Source organism: Chitinolyticbacter meiyuanensis (assembly GCF_008033135.1).
Lineage (GTDB): Bacteria > Pseudomonadota > Gammaproteobacteria > Burkholderiales > Chitinibacteraceae > Chitinolyticbacter > Chitinolyticbacter meiyuanensis.
Genome location: NZ_CP041335.1, coordinates 2,711,569 through 2,725,543, shown reverse-complemented (window position 1 = coordinate 2,725,543; position 13,975 = coordinate 2,711,569). Strand labels below are relative to the sequence as shown.

13 protein-coding genes are annotated in these 13,975 nt (G+C 66.1%); 7 read left to right on the top strand and 6 right to left on the bottom strand.

What is annotated here, in order from left to right:
• Nucleotides 1–342 precede the first annotated feature (342 nt).
• The 6 genes from FLM21_RS12985 to FLM21_RS12960 all read left to right on the top strand — a co-directional run bounded on the left by FLM21_RS12985 (nt 343) and on the right by FLM21_RS12960 (nt 7,287).
• Nucleotides 343–1,359, top strand: a complete 1,017-nt coding sequence (locus FLM21_RS12985; RefSeq protein ID WP_148715972.1) for a LacI family DNA-binding transcriptional regulator — start codon at nt 343–345, stop codon at nt 1,357–1,359.
• Complete coding sequence (locus FLM21_RS12980) at nt 1,359–2,846, top strand: sugar ABC transporter ATP-binding protein (RefSeq protein ID WP_148715971.1); 1,488 nt, start codon at nt 1,359–1,361, stop codon at nt 2,844–2,846. The genes FLM21_RS12985 and FLM21_RS12980 overlap by 1 nt, the downstream gene beginning before the upstream one ends.
• On the top strand, nt 2,827–3,828 hold the full coding sequence (locus tag FLM21_RS12975; RefSeq protein ID WP_148715970.1) for an ABC transporter permease: 1,002 nt from the start codon (nt 2,827–2,829) through the stop codon (nt 3,826–3,828). Before FLM21_RS12980 ends, FLM21_RS12975 begins: the two co-directional genes overlap by 20 nt.
• A 95-nt stretch (nt 3,829–3,923) precedes the next feature.
• Nucleotides 3,924–4,877: a substrate-binding domain-containing protein gene (locus FLM21_RS12970; RefSeq protein ID WP_148715969.1), complete on the top strand. Its 954-nt coding sequence runs from the start codon at nt 3,924–3,926 to the stop codon at nt 4,875–4,877.
• Nucleotides 4,878–5,080: 203 nt separating this feature from the next.
• A complete protein-coding gene (locus FLM21_RS12965) occupies nt 5,081–6,145 on the top strand; it encodes a sugar phosphate isomerase/epimerase family protein (RefSeq protein ID WP_148715968.1) in 1,065 nt (354 codons plus the stop codon).
• Nucleotides 6,142–7,287 carry a Gfo/Idh/MocA family protein gene (locus FLM21_RS12960; RefSeq protein ID WP_148715967.1) on the top strand — a complete coding sequence of 382 codons (1,146 nt, stop codon included), beginning with the start codon at nt 6,142–6,144 and terminating at the stop codon, nt 7,285–7,287. Before FLM21_RS12965 ends, FLM21_RS12960 begins: the two co-directional genes overlap by 4 nt.
• Nucleotides 7,288–7,344: 57 nt before the next feature.
• On the opposite strand, the gene FLM21_RS12955 is transcribed toward FLM21_RS12960, so the two are convergent.
• The 3 genes from FLM21_RS12955 to FLM21_RS12945 all read right to left on the bottom strand — a co-directional run bounded on the left by FLM21_RS12955 (nt 7,345) and on the right by FLM21_RS12945 (nt 9,514).
• Nucleotides 7,345–8,523 carry a DUF2863 family protein gene (locus FLM21_RS12955; protein ID WP_148715966.1) on the bottom strand — a complete coding sequence of 393 codons (1,179 nt, stop codon included), beginning with the start codon at nt 8,521–8,523 and terminating at the stop codon, nt 7,345–7,347.
• A gap of 50 nt (nt 8,524–8,573) precedes the next feature.
• A complete protein-coding gene (gene rnk, locus FLM21_RS12950; protein ID WP_148715965.1) occupies nt 8,574–8,951 on the bottom strand; it encodes a nucleoside diphosphate kinase regulator in 378 nt (125 codons plus the stop codon).
• A 68-nt stretch (nt 8,952–9,019) separates the two neighbouring features.
• A complete protein-coding gene (locus tag FLM21_RS12945) occupies nt 9,020–9,514 on the bottom strand; it encodes a GNAT family N-acetyltransferase (RefSeq protein WP_148715964.1) in 495 nt (164 codons plus the stop codon).
• 104 nt (nt 9,515–9,618) lie between these two features.
• On the opposite strand from FLM21_RS12945, the gene FLM21_RS12940 reads away from it, so the two are divergent.
• Nucleotides 9,619–9,960 carry a YkgJ family cysteine cluster protein gene (locus FLM21_RS12940; RefSeq protein ID WP_148715963.1) on the top strand — a complete coding sequence of 114 codons (342 nt, stop codon included), beginning with the start codon at nt 9,619–9,621 and terminating at the stop codon, nt 9,958–9,960.
• An 83-nt stretch (nt 9,961–10,043) separates the two neighbouring features.
• Here the strand turns inward: FLM21_RS12940 and FLM21_RS12935 are convergent, their stop codons facing one another.
• From FLM21_RS12935 to FLM21_RS12925, 3 genes are all read right to left on the bottom strand, one after another.
• The gene (locus FLM21_RS12935) at nt 10,044–11,783 is read right to left on the bottom strand and encodes a DEAD/DEAH box helicase (RefSeq protein WP_148715962.1); all 1,740 of its coding nucleotides are present in this window, start codon (nt 11,781–11,783) and stop codon (nt 10,044–10,046) included.
• A gap of 253 nt (nt 11,784–12,036) precedes the next feature.
• Nucleotides 12,037–12,729: a lipoprotein-releasing ABC transporter ATP-binding protein LolD gene (gene lolD, locus FLM21_RS12930; RefSeq protein ID WP_148715961.1), complete on the bottom strand. Its 693-nt coding sequence runs from the start codon at nt 12,727–12,729 to the stop codon at nt 12,037–12,039.
• Nucleotides 12,722–13,957 carry a lipoprotein-releasing ABC transporter permease subunit gene (locus FLM21_RS12925; RefSeq protein WP_148715960.1) on the bottom strand — a complete coding sequence of 412 codons (1,236 nt, stop codon included), beginning with the start codon at nt 13,955–13,957 and terminating at the stop codon, nt 12,722–12,724. The genes lolD and FLM21_RS12925 overlap by 8 nt, the downstream gene beginning before the upstream one ends.
• Between the last annotated feature and the right edge of the window lie 18 nt (nt 13,958–13,975).

Here is a 13,975-nt window from a genome sequence, read left to right as displayed (position 1 = left end):
CAGTCAGTTTTTTGTAGAGAAGCGATATTGTTTGTTTCTCGTTCCCTGTCATGACGAACGGGTGCTGCAATCGAAGGTGCATGCTCATTCCCTCGGCATCCCCGCCAAGGCTGTCGCGCGTGCATGCCGCCGTCACGTAGTCAGACCGTTGTTATTACGGGGCAGGCGCTGAGCTGGAAGGCGCTTGGCCAAGAGCGGGCAAGCAATGTGCCGGGCCACGGCACATGTGCAGCTACGGCGCATGTGCCTAACGTGTAGTTCGATCGAACTTCCTACATTTTTCTTGCATTTTTTTCCGCCTTGCACTCAATATGTAATCGATTACATTTTTTGGTGCAGCAGATGGTCGAAAGCAGTGCATCCAGTGGTGCAGTCTCGATCACGGCGGTGGCGGAATATGCCGGCGTGTCGGTCGCGACCGTATCGCGGGTCATGAACGGGCAGGGCACGGTGAAGCCGGCCACCCGCGACAAGGTGCTGGCCGCGGTCGACGTGCTGGGCTACCGGATGAACCACTTGGCGCGCAATCTGCGCACGGCGGAGAGTCGCATGCTGCTGACGATGGTGCCGGACGTGGGCAACCCGTTCTACGCAGAGATCGTGCGCGGCATCGACAGCGTGGCGCGCCAGCAGGGCTACTACGTGCTGCTGTGCGATACCGGTGCCGATCCGGGGCGAGAGCGCAGCTACTTCGATCTGCTGCGTACTCGCCGGGCCGATGGTGCGATCTGCCTCGACCCGGATACCGTGCAGCATGCGCTGGCCGAGGAGATGGGTGATGTGCCGTGGGTGGCGTGCTGCGAGTTCGATCCCGATGTGGCCGTGCCCTATGTCGGCATCGACAACCGAGCCGCTGCCGCCGAAGCGGTGCGCCACCTGATCGCCCGTGGCCACACCCGCATTGCGCTGATCAATTCCGATGCCCGCTATCTCTATGCGCGCCAGCGCGAAGCCGGCCTGCGCGACGCGCTGGCCGAGGCCGGCCTTGCCCTGCCGCCGGCTTGGCATGTGACGGTGGATGGCCTCGATTTCGCTGCCGGTGCCGAAGCCGCGCGGCAGCTGATGTCGCGCGACGAGGCGCCGACGGCCATCTTTGCCGTTTCCGATACCTTGGCGATCGGCGTGATCCGCGGGCTGCGCGATGCCGGCTTTGCTGTGCCGCGCGATGTGGCCGTGGTCGGCTTCGACGATATTGCCATGGCGGCGCAGATCGATCCGCCGCTTACCACCATCGCCCAGCCGATGCGTGAGCTGGGTGAAACCGCGGCGCGCCTGTTGTTGCAGCGGCTGGCGCAGCCCAAGGCCGCTGTGCCGGGCGTGTTGTTGCCGCATCGGCTGATCGAGCGGGGGAGCGCCTGATGAGCCTGTCTGTCGAATTCGCCGGCGTATGCAAGGACTTCGGCCCGGTGCGGGTGCTGCATGGCGTCGATTTCGCACTGGCGCCGGGCAAGGTGTATGGCCTTCTGGGCGAGAACGGCGCCGGCAAGTCCACGCTGATGAAGATACTGTCCGGCTACGAGCGGGTCAGCGAGGGCGAGGTGCGCATCGGCGGCGCGGCGCGGCGTTTCGCCTCGTCGCGCGAGGCGGAGCAGGCTGGCGTGGTGTTGATCCACCAGGAATTCAACCTCGCCGAGCACCTGACCATCGCGCAGAACATCTTCTTGGGTCATGAGCGCAAACGCGGCTGGCTGCTGGACGAGGCCGCCATGCGCAAGGCGGCAGCCGGCTATCTGGAGGCGGTCGGGCTCGCGGTTTCGCCGGACGTGCCGGTGCGGCGCTTGATCGTGGCCGAAAAGCAGCTGGTGGAAATCGCCAAGGCGCTGTCGCGCAATGCGCGCCTCCTGATCATGGACGAGCCCACCGCCACGCTGACGCCGGGCGAGACCGAGCGGCTGTTTGCGCTGATCGGCAAGCTGAAGGCTGATGGCGTCACCATCGTTTACATCTCGCACAAGCTCGACGAGGTCGAGCGCATCACCGACGAGGTGGTGGTGATGCGCGATGGCCGCTTCGTCACCCGTGAAGCCACGGCCAGCCTGACGCGGCAGCAGATGGCCAACCTGATGGTGGGGCGTGACATGTCCGACATGTTCCCAGCCAAGCAGCCCCCGGCGGACGATGCGCCAGTCGCACTCGCGGTGCAAAGCCTCGTGGTGCCGGGCTGGGTGGATGATCTGAGCTTCGAGGTGCGCGCTGGCGAGATCTACGGCTTTGCTGGCCTCGTCGGCGCGGGGCGTACCGAGGCGTTCGAGGCCATCATCGGCTTGCGGCCACGCCGTGGCGGCACGGTGATGCTGGGCGGCGAGCGGGTGCAGTTGAATAATCCGCGCGCTGCAATGCGCCGTGGGCTCACCTATCTGTCGGAAGACCGCAAGGGCAAGGGCCTGCACGTGAACCTGGGCCTGACCGAGAACCTGACCTTGATGACGCTGGAGCGCTATGCCACGCCGTGGCTCAGCCACACCGCCGAGCATGCCGCCCTCGGCCAGGCGGTGGCCGAGTTCGGCATCCGCACCGGTGATCTGGCTGCGCGGGCGCGCATGCTGTCCGGCGGCAACCAGCAGAAGCTGGCGCTCGCCAAATTCCTGCACCCGGACCCACGCGTGATCGTGCTCGACGAGCCGACCCGTGGCGTCGACGTCGGTGCCAAGCGCGACATCTATTTCCTGATCCAGCGCCTGGCTGCCGAAGGCCGCGCGGTGATCGTGATTTCCAGCGAACTGATTGAGCTGATCGGCCTGTGCCACCGCGTCGCGGTGCTGCGGGCCGGCCGGCTGCAGGCGGTGCTGTCTGCCGAATACCTGACCGAAGAGGAATTGATCGCCCATGCCACCGGTACCCACTGACGCCATCCCCAGCTGGCGCCGCGCGCTGTCCCACCTGTCGGGCTTCGGCCCCCTGCTGGGGCTGATCGCGCTCTGCATCGCCGGCGCGATGCTGAACCCCGATTTCGCCACCGTCGACAACCTGATGAACGTGCTTACCCGCACCGCCTTCATCGGCATCATCGCAGTGGGTATGACCTTCGTCATCATGTCCGGCGGGATCGATCTGTCGGTCGGCTCGATGGCTGCGCTGATCGCCGGCTGCATGATCCTGTTCATGAATGGCGTTGCTGCGGGCACGCCGTTCGCTGCCAGCCCGATGCTGGCGGTGGTGCTGGGCATCGTGCTCGCACTGGTGCTCGGCAGCGTGTTCGGCGCCGCGCACGGCTTTTTGATCACCAAGGGGCGGATCGAGCCCTTTATCGTCACGCTGGGCACGCTCGGCATCTTCCGCGCCTATCTCACCTACCTTGCCGACGGCGGTGCGCTGACGCTCGATGGCACGCTGTCCGATCTGTACAGCCCGGTTTACTACGGCAGCCTGCTCGGCATTCCCATCCCGGTGTGGGTGTTTGCGGCGGTGGCGCTGGCCGGCGGTGTGCTGCTCAATCGCACCGCGTTTGGCCGTCACGTACAGGCCATCGGCTCCAACGAGCAGGTGGCGCGCTATGCGGCGATCCGCGTCGATCTGATCAAACTGCTGACCTATGCATTGCTGGGCCTGTGCGTTGGCGTCGCCACGCTGCTCTACGTGCCGCGGTTGGGTTCGGCTTCGCCGACCACTGGCCTGCTCTGGGAGCTCGAAGCCATCGCTGCCGTGGTGGTGGGCGGTACGGCGCTGAAGGGTGGGGAAGGGCGCATCGTCGGCACCGTGATCGGCGCCATCCTGCTCTCGGTGATCAGCAACATCCTCAACCTCACCAGCATCATCAGCGTCTACCTCAACGCCGCGGTCCAGGGCGTGGTGATCATCATCGTCGCCTTTATGCAGCGCGGGCGGTGATCGAGCGGGCCGGCGGCGACATCGGCCCATTTTTGTAATCGTTTACAAGATGACGGACCCCACGGGCACAAGCCCGATAGACTGGAGGCAACACCATGAACAGCGTGATTCGTGCAATCAGTGCCGGCGTGCTGGCACTGACCGTCGGCAGCAGCTGGGCCGCGGAGAAAGTGACCCTGGGCGTATCGATCCCCGCGGCCACCCACAGCTTCACCGCCGGCATCGTCTGGTGGGCGAACAAGGCCAAGGCCGATCTGGAAAAGGCCAATCCCGGCCTCAAGGTGATTGTGAAGACAGCCGCCAACGCGCCTGAGCAGGCCAACCAGTTGCAGGATCTGCTGACGGTGAACAAGATCAACACGCTGGTGATCTTCCCCTTCGAATCGGCCTCGCTGACCAAGCCGGTGGCGCAAGTGAAGGGCAAGGGCGTGTACGTGACGGTGGTTGATCGCGGCCTCACCGACACCAGCGCACAGGATGCCTACGTGGCCGGTGACAACACTGCCTTCGGCAAGTTGCCGGCCGAGTACCTGGCCAAGGCCATGGGCGGCAAGGGCAACATCGTGGCGCTGCGCGGCATCCCGACCACGCTCGACAACGAGCGCTACGATGCTTTCACCAGCGTGATGAAGCAGCACCCGGGCATCAAGATCCTCGATGCCAAGTATGGGAACTGGAACCGCGATGACGCGTTCAAGGTGATGCAGGACTACCTGACCCGCTTCAAGCAGATCGACGCGGTGTGGGCGGCCGATGACGACATGGCGGTGGGCGTGCTCAAGGCCATCGACCAGGCCAAGCGCCGCGACATCAAGGTGGTGTTCGGCGGCGCCGGTGCCAAGGGCGCAGTCAAGACCCTGATGGATGGCAGCGATCCGCGCATCCAGGCCAACGTGTCGTACTCGCCCAAGTTCATGTACGACGCGATCAAGCTCACCGCCGAAGCGCGCCTTGCCGGCAAGAAGCTGCCTGCCAACACCATCATCCCGTCGGTGCTGATCACCAAGCAGAACGCCAAGGACTTCTACTTCCCGGATTCACCGTTCTGAGCGCCTGTTTGAACCGATTCGCGATCGGTTGGGAGTGAAGAGGCGGTGTGCTTGCCGACTGGAGGGATGCCGGTATCGGCACTCCCCGATTGAATTCACTCCCGCCGCCCTCGCTTTGCTCGAAACGAGGCGCCGTTCCGGCTTGTCGAAAGGCGGCACGATCACGGCCCGCAGCGGTGCTTTCCCCTCACAAGGAGTTCAACATGCAAACCATCAAGGGGCCGGCGATCTTTCTGGCGCAGTTCGTCGGTGATGCGCCACCCTTCGATACGCTGGACGGGCTGGCCGGCTGGGCCGCGGGCCTTGGCTTCGAGGGCGTGCAGTTGCCGACCAACGATCCGAGGCTGTTCGACGTGGCGCGCGCGGCCGATAGCCAGACCTATTGCGACGAGATCGCCGGGCTGCTGTCCCGCCACGGTCTTGCGATCACTGAGCTCTCCACTCACTTGCAAGGCCAGCTGGTGGCGGTACATCCGGCCTACGACGCCTTGTTTGATGGCTTTGCCGCACCCGAGGTACGCGGCAGGCCGGCGGCGCGCACCGAGTGGGCGATCAGCCAGGTGAAGGCCGCCGCGAAGGCATCGCAGCGGCTGGGGCTTGCTGCGCATGTCACCTTCAGTGGCGCGCTGGCCTGGCCTTACCTCTATCCCTGGCCGCAGCGACCGGCGGGGCTGGTCGAGGAGGCGTTCGCCGAGCTGGCGCGGCGCTGGCGCCCCATCCTCGATGCGTTCGACGAGGCCGGGGTCGACCTGTGCTATGAGCTGCATCCTGGCGAGGACCTGCACGATGGCGTGACGTTCGAGCGCTTCCTGGCTGCAGTGGGCGAGCATCCGCGCGCCAGCATCCTCTACGACCCCAGTCATTTCGTGTTGCAGCAGCTGGATTATCTTGCGTTCATCGACCTTTACCACGCAAGGATCAAGGCCTTCCACGTGAAGGATGCCGAGTTCCGTCCCGACGGCCGTCAGGGCGTGTATGGCGGCTACAGCGGCTGGGTGGAGCGCGCCGGACGCTTTCGCTCGCTGGGCGACGGGCAGATCGATTTCGTCGGCATCTTCTCCAAGCTGGCGCAATACGATTACCCCGGCTGGGCGGTGCTGGAGTGGGAATGCGCGCTCAAGCATCCGGAGGACGGCGCCGCAGAAGGCGCGGACTTCATCCGCGGTCATATCATCCGCGTGGCCGAACGCGCCTTCGACGACTTTGCCGGCAGCGGCGTCGACGCGGCGCAGCTCAAGTCACTGCTGGGCACCGGGGGCGGACGATGACACGACGATTGCGCCTCGGGATGGTCGGCGGCGGCCACGGCGCCTTCATCGGCGCCGTGCACCGGCTGGCGGCGCGTCTTGATGATCACTACGAGCTGGTGGCCGGCGCGCTGTCCAGCGATCCGGACCGCGCTGTTGCCAGCGCCGCCGCGCTGCGGCTCGATGTGGCGCGCTGCTACACCGATTACCGCGAGATGGCGCGTACCGAGGCCGCGCGGCCAGATGGCATCGACGTGGTTGCCATCGTCACGCCGAATCACCTGCATGCACCGGTGGCGACGGCCTTTCTGGAGGCCGGCATCCACGTGATCTGTGACAAGCCGCTGGCGCTGAGCGTTGTGGAGGGCGAGGCGCTGGCCGAGCTGGCGCAGCGACAGCAGCGACTGTTCGCGTTGACGCATACCTACTCCGGCTACCCGATGGTGCGCCACGCGCGCGAGCTGGTGGCGGCCGGCGAGCTGGGCGAGCTGCGCTACGTGCAGGTCGAATACCTGCAAGATTGGCTGGCCGAACCGGTCGAGGACAGCGGCAACAAGCAGGCCGACTGGCGTACCGATCCGGCGCGCGCCGGGAGGGCGGGGTGCCTCGGTGACATCGGCACGCATGCCTGGCAGCTCGCTGCCTTCGTCAGCGGCCAGCAGCCGAGCGCACTGGCCGCGGAGCTCAACACCTTCGTGCCGGGCCGGCGCGTGGATGACCATGTGCAGGTGTGGTTGCGCTATGCCAACGGCGCACGCGGCTCGCTGGTGGCGAGCCAGGTGGCCAGCGGCGAGGAAAACCGCCTGGTGCTGCGCGTCTATGGCACGCATGCGAGTCTGGTGTTCAGCCAGGAGGAACCCAACGTGCTGTGGTTCACCCCGGTAGGCGGCGAAGCGCAGCGGCTGACGCGAGGTCGCGTGGATGGCCGTGCCGCAGCCCAGGCCACCCGCGTGCCGGCCGGACATCCGGAAGGCTATCTGGAAGCCTTTGCCCAGCTCTACACCGATGCGGCCCTGATCATCCATGCCTTGGAGGCGGGCACGCCACTGCCGCCGTCGGCGCGGGATCTGACCACGGTGATTGAGGGCGTGGCGGGCATGCGCTTCATCGAGGCGGCACTGGCCAGCCATGATGCCGGTGGTACCTGGACGCTGCTGGGCTGACGTCGACAACGATCACGCCGCCCAAGGGCGGCGTGTGGTGGCTGGCGCGTAGCCGGATCAATGCAGGTGCTGCGGCTGGTCCGGTGTTTCCTCTTCCGGCAGTTCGGCGTGCAGCAGCTCGCCATCCGGATTGGGATAGAACGGCGCGCCGCAATCGTCGCAGTAGTCGAGCGGCAGGTCGTGCTCCAGCACGCGCAGGTCGGTCACGCCGAGTTCTTTTAGCACCGCTTCGATCTCGCCGACGATGTCGGTGTGCTCGTCCTCGCCATCCAGCAGTGGCCAGACCACGCCGTGCAGCACCTGGTCGTCGCCGCGCTTGACGAAGCCGACCCGATATTCCTCCAGCCGGCGGCCGACGAAGGGGCCGACCGTGGCCTGCAGCTGGCTGGGCTGCAGGTTCAGCGCCAGCATCAGGAAGGAGACAGTGGCTTGCAGCGAATAGGCGCGCGAGGCGCGGTCGGCTTCGCGCCAGGCGGCGTGGTAGGCGCCGGGCAGGCAGGGCTCGGTGGCACAACCGGGCATCAGCGATTGCAGCACGGCACCGCCCTGTTTCTGCCACTGGTTGAGGCTGTCCTCACGATCGCCGTCGTCTTCCTGCCAGCGGAAGATCGCGCCACCGGCGGGCACCACTGCGGCACCGATCACGTAGCGGGTGTCCGACAGGAACTGCTTGGTTTCCGGTAGCTCGGCCGCGTCGATCTCCAGCTGGCCGTTGTCGAATGCTGCTTCAGCCAGCGCCTGCGTCAGCTCGGCGGTCGAGACGAAACCGCGTGGCAGCTGGTCTGGGCTGAACAGCACGTCGGCGAAGCCCAGCTTCACGTCGCGCGCGAAGATATGCGCACCCAGTTGCACCTTGAGATTCTGCAGCCGGGTGCCGGTGATGCGCTCGCTCGGGATCTGCCAGCGCGACCAGGCCAGCACCGGCGCGGTGAACAGCAACACGTCCCAGGCGGCACCGTTGCGCTCGATGCGCGCCGATTCGCTGGCCGCCTCCACCACGTCGGCGAGCGCGTTGTAGGCCTCTGGATCGTGCTGGCTCAGTTGGTCGAGCGCGGCGTTCAGCGTGTCTTCGTCCCGATCGGCAAGCAACCGGGCGACGACAGTGGCGAGGCGCGCGTTCCAGAAGGCGTCTTCGATCCGGCTCGACGAATCGGCGAGTCCTTCGGCCAGCCGGACCAGATCGGCTTCGTCGGCGGTGCTGCGCCCGCGGCGGGCCGGGCGATTGCGCTTGATCATGAACTTTCCTGAAGGTTGCGGGTTAGGCGCGATTGTAGCGCATGCGACGCTCAGGCTTCTTCCACCGCCAGCACCGTGAGGTGCAATGCCTTGCCGTCGGTCAAGGGCCAGTCGATCGATTGGCCGACGCGCAGCCCGAGCAGCGCGCTGCCGGCGGGCAGCAGCACCGAGATGCGGCCCTGCGCCAGGTCCGCCTCATGCGGGTAGACCAGTGTATAGCTGTATTCGCGGCCGCTGCCGGTCTCGACGAAGCGGGCGCTGCGGCCCGGCACGATCACATCGGCGGGCAGCGCTGTTTCCGGCACGATTTCGGCACGGGCGAGTTCCTCTTCCAGCGCTTCGATCGCGGCGGTGCGCGGTTGCTGGCGGGCGATCAGCGTTTCCAGTCGTTCCAGGTGGTGTTCGCTGAGGATGATGGTGGGTTGCATGGTAAGCCTCCTTGGGCAAGAAAAAGGGCCGGCGTGGTGGCCGGCCCCTGAACGTTGGTGTGTTCGGTTCAGGGGGATGAGAGCGCGCGCTGCATGACCACGGCGTCCGCGCCGTAGGCCGCGAGTCGGGCATCGCGCTGCGCCTGCGGGGCAAAGCCGAGGCCGTGCCAGAAACGCTCGGCACCGAGCACGGCGATCAACCGCGCTTCCGCCAACCCTTGCGCCACGCCCCAGGCCAGTGCATGTGCCACCAGCCGGGCGGCCACGCCGTGGCCACGGCTGCGTGGATGCACGGCAAGGTCGTGCAGGAAATGGCAGCTGGCACGTGCGGGCAGTGTCAGCTCGGCGGCATCGAGCGCAGGCAAGCCGTCTCCTGCCCACGGATGGGTGAAGAAATAGCCGAGTACGTCATGCTCGTCGACGGCGATCCAGTTCGAGTGTGGCGACAGCGCGAGCTTGCGCGCGAACGTGGCTCGGCCTTCCAGCCACGCCGGCGGGTAGCACTGGCGCTGGATGTCGAGCACGGCGTCAAGATCGGGTTCGGTGAGCAGCCGAATCTGCATGGGGATATTGTTTCCTGATGATGGCGGCAGGTTAGCCCGGATGGCTGGCTCGCGGCAATCCGGGGCTGCCGGTAAAATCGCGGGTTTTGTGATGAGTCGGCAAGGTGAGTGCCAATCCCTGTCTCAGCTGCGGCGCCTGTTGCGCTGCGTTCCGCGTCAGTTTCGACATCTCCGAACTCGAGAGCGAAGGCGGCTGCGTGCCCGACGGCCTTGCCGATCGAGAGAACGCGACACTGGCACGACTGCGCGGCACCGATTACGCCCGGCCACGCTGCGTGGCGCTGATTGGCGAGATCGGTCGCGAGGTGCGCTGCGGCATCTATCGCGAGCGACCCGGACCGTGTCGCGAGTTCGCACCGCTCGCGGAGATCGGCCAGTTCGCCGAGGCCTGCAACCGAGCCCGAGCGCGGCATGGTTTGCCGCCGCTGGCGGTTGATCCCGCCTAGCCGCTCCGTCGTAGATCAGCGGTTTGGCCACAATAAAAAAACGGCGCGGAATCCGCGCCGTTTTTCATCGGTCGCCGAGGCGATCAGTTCTCGTAGCGATTGCCGCCATTGCGCGGTGCGCGGGCGTAGTCGCCATCGCGGCGCGCGCCTTCGCGCTTGTAGCCGCCTTCACGCGGCGCACGGTCGAAGCTGCGCTCGTTGCCGCCATCACGACGATCGAAGCTACGCGGTGCGCGCTCGTCGAAGTTGCGTTGCGGACGGTCGCCACGCTCGCCTTGCGGACGCGGAGCACGGTCGGCGTACGGGCGCGGAGCGCGCTCGAACGGGCTGCCTTCACGCGGGGCACGGTCGCCATAGGCCGGACGATCACCATAGTTGCGCGGCGCGCGGTCGGCATAGCCACTACCTTCGCGTGGTGCACGGTTCTCGTAACCGCCCTCGCGCGGTGCGCGCTGGCCGTAGCCTTCACGCGGAGCACGTTGCTCGCTGCCTTCACGCGGCGCACGATTGTCGTAACCGCCTTCGCGCGGTGCGCGGCCTTCATAGCCGCCTTCACGACGACCGGCGTAACCGCCGTTGCCGCCATAGCCACCGCTGCGCGGCTTGCCGCCGTAGCTCTTGCGCTCACCGCCGCCTTGCGGACGACCCTGGCCCGGGCGGAAGCGGGCTTCCAGTCCTTCCAGCGTCAGCTGCTCGAATTCGATCTCGTAGCGACGACGGATACGGGTGTAGGCACCGAAGTCGTTCTTGGTCACCAGCGAAACGGCGCGACCCTTGCGACCGGCACGGCCGGTACGGCCGATGCGGTGGATGTAATCCTCGGCGAACTTGGGCAGGTCGAAGTTGATCACCTGGCCGATGCCGGCCACGTCGATGCCGCGGGCAGCCACGTCGGTGGCGACCAGCACGTCGATCTCGCTGCGGCGCAGGCGATCGAGCACCTTGCGGCGTACGCGCTGCTGCAGGTCACCATGCATGGCATCGGCGCGGATGCCTTCCAGACGCAGCCAGTCGGCCATGCTGTCGGCGTCGGCCTTGGTGGCGACGAAGACGATGGATTGGGTTTCCGGCGCAGCCTTGAGCAGCGCACAAGTGAGCTTCTGCTTGTGTTCGTAGCCGTCGGCATAGTGCACGGATTGCTCGACGTTGGCGGTCGGCAGGCCTTGCGGTGCCAGTTCCACCTTCTGCGGCTCCTTCAGCATCGGGGCAGCGAAGCGCTGCACGGCGTCCGACAGCGTGGCGGAGAACAGTGCCGTCTGGCGCTCGGCCGGCAGCTTGGCGACGATGGCTTCCACTTCGTCAATGAAGCCCATGTCCAGCATGCGGTCGGCTTCGTCGAGCACCAGCATTTCCAGGCGGCGGAAATCGATACGGCCCGATTGCATCAGGTCGGTCAGGCGGCCCGGGGTGGCCACCAGCACTTCAACCGGCAGGGCCAGTTCGCGATGCTGCACCGGGTAGGGCACGCCGCCGGTGATGGTCACGACCTTGCAACGCTGGGTGCTGCGGGCGAAGGTGATGGCGACCTTGGATACCTGTTCGGCGAGTTCGCGGGTCGGGGTCAGCACCAGGATGCGCGGGCCCTTGCCGTGATGGGTGGGCTGACGCGACAGGCGATTGAGGGCGGGCAGCAGGAAAGCGGCGGTCTTGCCGGTACCGGTCTGCGCCGAGGCCATGATGTCCTGGCCGGCTTGCAGTACCGGAATGGCCTGGGCCTGGATCGGCGTGGGCTCGGTGATGCCGTGCTTGGTGAGTTCGCGGACGAGTTCGGGGGAAAGGCCGAGCGCAGCAAAGCCGCTGCTCGCCTCGATAGGCTGAGTCATGCAGTAAATCCTCGGTTAGGCGCTCTTGGCGCAGGGCATCGACGCTAACCGGAACTACCGCAACTCGAACTGCTGCCCTCTGATCTGACAAGGGCGCTTAAAAACCGCGGGGAGGCTAGAGGCGATGAAACGTATGACCACGGCGTCAATGGCCGTGGCTCGAAGGTTGCGGATTATCCACAGATCGCCCGGGGGCGCAACAAGTTTTTGATTTTTCGTGAAAAGTAGTAGCCGCTGATCGACTACGAACTCACTATTGTTGCAAGCGGCCGTCCTGGATATGCAGCACGCGCTGGCAGCGCGCGGCCAGATCGGGATCGTGGGTGACGATGACGAAGGCTGTGGCGAGCTCAGTGTTGAGTTCCATCATCAGCGCGAACACCGCATCGGCGGTGCCGCGGTCGAGGTTGCCGGTAGGCTCGTCGGCCAGGATGCACGCCGGCCGGGTGACGAGGGCGCGGGCGATGGCGGCGCGCTGGCGCTCGCCGCCAGAAAGCTCGCCTGGCTTGTGCTCCAGCCGATGGCCCAGGCCCACGCGCGCCAGCATCTCGCGCGCTGCGGCGAAGGCGGCGGTGCGATCCTGGCGACGGATCAGCAGCGGCATCGCCACGTTCTCGACGGCGGTGAACTCGGGCAGCAGGTGGTGGAACTGGTAGACGAAGCCGAGGTGCTGGTTGCGCAGCCGTCCGCGCTCGGCTTCGCCAACGGCGAACGGATCGCGGCCCAGCAGGCTGACGCTGCCGGTGGATGGCGTATCGAGCGCGCCGAGGCAATGCAGCAGCGTCGATTTGCCCGAGCCCGAAGCCCCGACGATGGCGACGGTCTCGCCCGGTTGCAGCACGAGGTGGATATCGTGCAGCACCGGGGTATCGAGCTTGCCGCTGCGGTAGGTCTTGGAGACACCGGCGGCCTCGATCACCGGCGTGGCGAGGGGGGCGTTATTCATAGCGCAGGGCCTCCACCGGATTGATGCGCGAGGCGCGCCAGGACGGGTATAGCGTGGCGACCAGCGCCAGCAGCAGCGAGATGGCGGCGATGCTGCCGACATCGGAGAACTCGACGCGGGAAGGCAGCTCGGTGATCAGGTAGACGTCGGGCGAGAGGATGTGCGTGCCGATGATGCGCTCGATGAAGGGCACGATGGTGCCCAGGTTGAGTGCGATCAGCACGCCGCCAAGCACGCCGGTCAGCGTGCCGACGAAGCCGGAAATCGCACCCTGCACCACGAAGATCTTCATCACCGAGCCGGGCGTGGCGCCCAGCGTGCGCAGGATGGCGATATCGGCCTGTTTGTCGGTCACCACCATCACCAGCGTGGAAACGAGATTGAATGCCGCCACCGCCACGATCAACGTCAGGATGATGAACATCATCCGCTTCTCGATCTCTACTGCCCGGAAGTAGGTGGGGTTTTCCTGGGTCCAGTCGCTGGCGATCACGCCGCTTTGCTGGCGGGTGATCTGCATCGCCACGCCGCGCGCATTGAAAAGATCGTCAAGCCGCAGCCGCAGTCCCGTTACCGCGTCGCCGGTGCGAAACAGCTTTTGCGCATCCGCGAGCGCGATCAGGCCGAGCCCGGCATCGTAAGGGTAGTAGTCGGCCTTGAACACGCCGATGACCTTGAACTGGCGAAAGCGCGGCACCAGTCCGGCGGGGGTGACCTGGCCCTGCGGCGTGATCAGCGTGACCTTGTCGCCGATCTGCGCCCCCAGTTCGGCGGCGATCTGCCAGCCGAGGATGATATTGAATTCACCGGGGCGCAGCTGGTCCAGCGAGCCGCCGATGATCTTCTTGGTGACGTCCGAGACGCCCGGCTCCAGTTCCGGATCGATGCCGCGTACCAGCGTGCCCTTCACCTGGCCGCTGTAGTTGAGCAGGCCCTGGCCCAGCACATAAGGTGCGGCGGCGCGCACGTGCTCGGTCTTGAGCACGGGGCTCGCCACGTCCTGCCAGTTGTGCAGCGTGCCGTCACCGCCGGTGAGCTGCACGTGCGCGGCCATGCCGAGAATGCGGTTGCGTACCTCCTCCTGGAAGCCGTTCATCACCGAGAGCACGATGATGAGTGCGGCCACGCCGAGCGCGATGCCGACGATGGAGATCAGCGAGATAAAGGAGATGAAGCCGTTGCGGCGCTTGGCGCGCGCGTAGCGCAGGCCGATCAGCAGTTCGTACATGGCTGCCCAGGTGGAGTG

Excerpts from the sequence above, each read along its gene's own strand:
- FLM21_RS12985 (WP_148715972.1), top strand. The coding sequence starts at position 343 with ATGGTCGAAAGCAGTGCATCCAGTGGTGCAGTCTCGATCACGGCGGTG.
- FLM21_RS12980 (WP_148715971.1), top strand. The coding sequence starts at position 1,359 with ATGAGCCTGTCTGTCGAATTCGCCGGCGTATGCAAGGACTTCGGCCCG.
- FLM21_RS12975 (WP_148715970.1), top strand. The coding sequence starts at position 2,827 with ATGCCACCGGTACCCACTGACGCCATCCCCAGCTGGCGCCGCGCGCTG.
- FLM21_RS12970 (WP_148715969.1), top strand. The coding sequence starts at position 3,924 with ATGAACAGCGTGATTCGTGCAATCAGTGCCGGCGTGCTGGCACTGACC.
- FLM21_RS12965 (WP_148715968.1), top strand. The coding sequence starts at position 5,081 with ATGCAAACCATCAAGGGGCCGGCGATCTTTCTGGCGCAGTTCGTCGGT.
- FLM21_RS12960 (WP_148715967.1), top strand. The coding sequence starts at position 6,142 with ATGACACGACGATTGCGCCTCGGGATGGTCGGCGGCGGCCACGGCGCC.
- FLM21_RS12955 (WP_148715966.1), bottom strand. The coding sequence starts at position 8,523 with ATGATCAAGCGCAATCGCCCGGCCCGCCGCGGGCGCAGCACCGCCGAC.
- rnk (WP_148715965.1), bottom strand. The coding sequence starts at position 8,951 with ATGCAACCCACCATCATCCTCAGCGAACACCACCTGGAACGACTGGAA.
- FLM21_RS12945 (WP_148715964.1), bottom strand. The coding sequence starts at position 9,514 with ATGCAGATTCGGCTGCTCACCGAACCCGATCTTGACGCCGTGCTCGAC.
- FLM21_RS12935 (WP_148715962.1), bottom strand. The coding sequence starts at position 11,783 with ATGACTCAGCCTATCGAGGCGAGCAGCGGCTTTGCTGCGCTCGGCCTT.
- lolD (WP_148715961.1), bottom strand. The coding sequence starts at position 12,729 with ATGAATAACGCCCCCCTCGCCACGCCGGTGATCGAGGCCGCCGGTGTC.
- FLM21_RS12925 (WP_148715960.1), bottom strand. The coding sequence starts at position 13,957 with ATGTACGAACTGCTGATCGGCCTGCGCTACGCGCGCGCCAAGCGCCGC.